Raw genomic sequence first — 3,212 nt, 5'->3', positions numbered from 1 at the left:
CCGGTGCGGGTGATGCGGCGCGAGTCGCCGCGGCAGGAGACCAAGGCATGACAGGCATGGTTCGCACGTTGCTGCTCGCTGCGCTGGCAGGGCTGGCCGCGTGCTCGACGACCTCGACCACGACCACCGGGCCGATCAGCGACGTGCGCCCGGCCCCGGTGCCGCAGGCCGAGGAGGCCGATCCGGGCAGGCGTGCCCAGGTGCGCCTGGAACTGGCAGCGGCCTACTTCGCCAACAAGCAGTCGGACATTGCGCTGGTGGAGATCAATCGTGCGATCGCGGCTGACCCGAACGTCGGCCCGGCCTACAACCTGCGCGGGCTGATCCACGCCTCCCTGGACAAGGACGAGGCCGCCGAAAGCGACTTCCGCCGTGCGCTGACCATCAACCCGCGCGATGCCGAGGCCCTGCAGAACTACGGCTGGTATCTCTGCCAGCACAAGCGCTACGACGAGGCCAACGTCCAGTTCAACCAGGCGCTGGCCGTGCCGCAACGTCGCGACAGCGCACGAACCTTGCTGGCCCAGGGTGTGTGCCACGCCTTCGCCGGCCGGCTGGAGGATGCCGAGAAGTCGCTGCAGCGTTCCTACCAGATCGACCCCACCAACCCGTCGACCTCGGTCAACCTGGCCGAGGTGCTGCTCCGACGGGGCGAAGCCGAGCGTGCGCGCTTCCACATCCGGCGCGTCAACGCCAACGTCAACTTCGTGAGCGTGCAGACGCTGTGGCTGGCCGCACGGATCGAGCACAAGCTCGGCAATGCCAGCGGCGTCCAGGAGATCGGGCGCCAGTTGCTGAGCCGCTTCCCCGAGACACGCGAGGCCATCGCCTTCCAGCGAGGGCAGTTCAATGAGTGATGCTCCCGCCGAGGCACCGGCGCCGCAATCGCCCACCGCCGGCAGCCTGCTGCGCCAGGCCCGTCAGGCTCAGGGCATGCACATCGCCATGCTGGCCGCGGCCACCAAGGTGCCGCAGCGCAAGCTCGAGGCGCTGGAGGCCGATCGCCTCGACGAGTTGCCCGACGCCACCTTCACGCGGGCGCTGGCACAGACGGTGTGCCGGGCCTTGAAGATCGACCCGGCGCCGGTGCTCGCGCTGCTGCCGCAGCCGCCGGGTCATCGGCTCGAGCAGGTGTCCGAAGGGATCAATGCGCCGTTCCGCGAGCGCCCCGGCATGAGCCAGGGCAGCGACTGGTCGGTGATCGGTTCTCCGGCCGTGTGGGGCCCGCTGCTCCTGCTGCTGCTCGCTGCGGTGGTGTATTTTCTGCCGCCGGGAACGGTGACGATGCCCGGCGCCAACCCGGCCTCGGCGCCCGCCGCGGCACCCGGGGGCATGGCGGCGTCGGCGGTGGCGCCGTCGTCCGCGTCCGCGCCGGCCGCGGCGCCTTCGGTGGTGGTCGAGACCGTGCATTCGGCGCCGGCCGTGCCGGAGGCTCCGGCCAGCGCGGCCTCGCCATCGGCTTCGGCAGCCGCAGCGGCCGCCGCCCCCGAGCCCGCCGTCGCCGGCATCCTGCAGCTGCGCGCCAGCGCGGAGTCCTGGATCGAGGTCACCGACGCGCGCGGATCGACGCTGCTGTCGCGGCTCCTGCAGCCTGGCGAGACGGTGGGCATCGACGGTGCCACGCCGCTGCGCCTGACGGTCGGCAACGCGACCGCCACCGAAGTCACATTCCGCGGCCAGCCGGTGGCGCTGACCAGCACGACGCGCGACAACGTCGCGCGCATGGAACTGAAGTAGCAAAGAGGCCGGCATGACGGTTCAGGGCACTGCGCGCGAAGCTCTCGACGATTTCATCGTTCCGGCCCGGCCGGCCCAGCGGTATTCGCACCAGGCCGTGGTGCGCTGGGGCTCGCGCGAAGTCTCGATCGGCGGCGGAGCGCCGGTGCGCGTGCAGTCGATGACCAACACCGACACCGTCGACGTGATCGAGACGGCCATCCAGGTCAAGGAGCTGGCCATCGCCGGCTCGGAGATGGTGCGCATCACCGTCAACACGCCGGAGGCCGCTGCGGCCGTGCCGCACATCCGCGAGCAGCTCGACCGCATGGGCATCGACGTGCCGCTGGTGGGCGACTTCCACTACAACGGCCACCGCCTGCTCACCGAGTTCCCGGCCTGCGCCGAGACGCTGAGCAAGTACCGCATCAACCCCGGCAACGTCGGCAAGGGCGACAAGAAGGACCGCCAGTTCGCCCAGATGGTCGAGGTGGCGGCGAAATACGCCAAGCCGGTGCGCATCGGCGTCAACTGGGGCAGCCTCGACCAGGAACTGCTCGCCCAGATGATGGACGAGAACGCGAGGCTCCCCGAGCCGCACGAGCCGCAGCAGGTGATGTATCGCGCGATCATCACCTCGGCGATCGAGTCGGCACGGCGCGCCGAGGAGATCGGCTTGCGGCCCGAGCAGATCATCCTGTCGTGCAAGATGTCGGGCGTGCAGGATCTGGTGAGCGTGTATCGCGCGCTCGCCCGCCGCTGTGACTACCCGCTGCACCTGGGACTGACGGAAGCCGGCATGGGCACCAAGGGCACGGTGGCCTCCACCGCCGCGCTGGCGCTGCTGCTGCAGGACGGCATCGGCGACACCATCCGCGTGAGCCTCACGCCGCAGCCGGGCGAGGCGCGCACCCAGGAGGTGGTGGTGGCGCTGGAGATCCTGCAGGCGCTCGGCCTGCGCAACTTCAACCCGAGCGTGACCGCCTGTCCCGGCTGCGGCCGCACCACCAGCACCACCTTCCAGGAACTGGCCAAGCAGATCGACGACTTCCTGCGCGCGCAGATGCCGGTGTGGAAGTCGCGCTACCCCGGCGTCGAGAACATGAAGGTCGCGGTGATGGGCTGCATCGTCAATGGCCCCGGCGAGAGCAAGCATGCCGACATCGGCATCAGCCTGCCGGGCACCGGCGAGGCGCCGGCCGCGCCGGTCTTCATCGACGGCGAGAAGGCGATGACGCTGCGCGGCGAGGGCATCGCGCAGGAGTTCCACCGCATCGTCGAGGACTACCTCGAGAAGCGCTTCGGCTCGGCCACGGCCGCCTGAGCGCCATCCCCCGAACGGCCCGCCGCCACGGCGCAGCGGCGCCCCCGAAGAACGACATCCATGGCTGAACCAATCCGCGCCGTCAAGGGCATGAACGACATCCTCCCGCCGGACTCGGCGCGGTGGGAGTGGCTCGAGGACAAGATCCGCGCGCTGATGCACCGCTACGGCT

General features: G+C 70.4%; 3 protein-coding genes. All 3 read left to right on the top strand.

Translation table 11 applies throughout. The features are described from left to right. The first annotated feature begins 47 nt into the window (after window positions 1–47). From pilW to ispG, 3 genes are read left to right on the top strand one after another with little or no spacing between them, the layout of a single operon-like run. Window positions 48–857, top strand: a complete 810-nt coding sequence (pilW, locus tag AB7U92_RS24585; RefSeq protein ID WP_428583078.1) for a type IV pilus biogenesis/stability protein PilW — start codon at window positions 48–50, stop codon at window positions 855–857. Beyond that, complete coding sequence (locus AB7U92_RS24580) at window positions 850–1,737, top strand: helix-turn-helix domain-containing protein (RefSeq protein WP_428583076.1); 888 nt, start codon at window positions 850–852, stop codon at window positions 1,735–1,737. Before pilW ends, AB7U92_RS24580 begins: the two co-directional genes overlap by 8 nt. 13 nt (window positions 1,738–1,750) lie before the next feature. Beyond that, on the top strand, window positions 1,751–3,040 hold the full coding sequence (gene ispG, locus AB7U92_RS24575) for a flavodoxin-dependent (E)-4-hydroxy-3-methylbut-2-enyl-diphosphate synthase (protein WP_428583074.1): 1,290 nt from the start codon (window positions 1,751–1,753) through the stop codon (window positions 3,038–3,040). The last annotated feature ends 172 nt before the right edge of the window (window positions 3,041–3,212 follow it).

The sequence above is a fragment of the Piscinibacter sp. genome (genome assembly GCF_050175855.1).
GTDB lineage: Bacteria > Pseudomonadota > Gammaproteobacteria > Burkholderiales > Burkholderiaceae_C > Piscinibacter.
Note: the sequence above shows the minus strand (reverse complement) of the source record. Positions and strands in the feature narration are given on the sequence as shown.

What these genes read in the sequence shown, in the direction of transcription:
- ispG (WP_428583074.1), top strand. Translation starts at nt 1,751, where the DNA reads ATGACGGTTCAGGGCACTGCGCGCGAAGCTCTCGACGATTTCATCGTT.
- pilW (WP_428583078.1), top strand. Translation starts at nt 48, where the DNA reads ATGACAGGCATGGTTCGCACGTTGCTGCTCGCTGCGCTGGCAGGGCTG.
- AB7U92_RS24580 (WP_428583076.1), top strand. Translation starts at nt 850, where the DNA reads ATGAGTGATGCTCCCGCCGAGGCACCGGCGCCGCAATCGCCCACCGCC.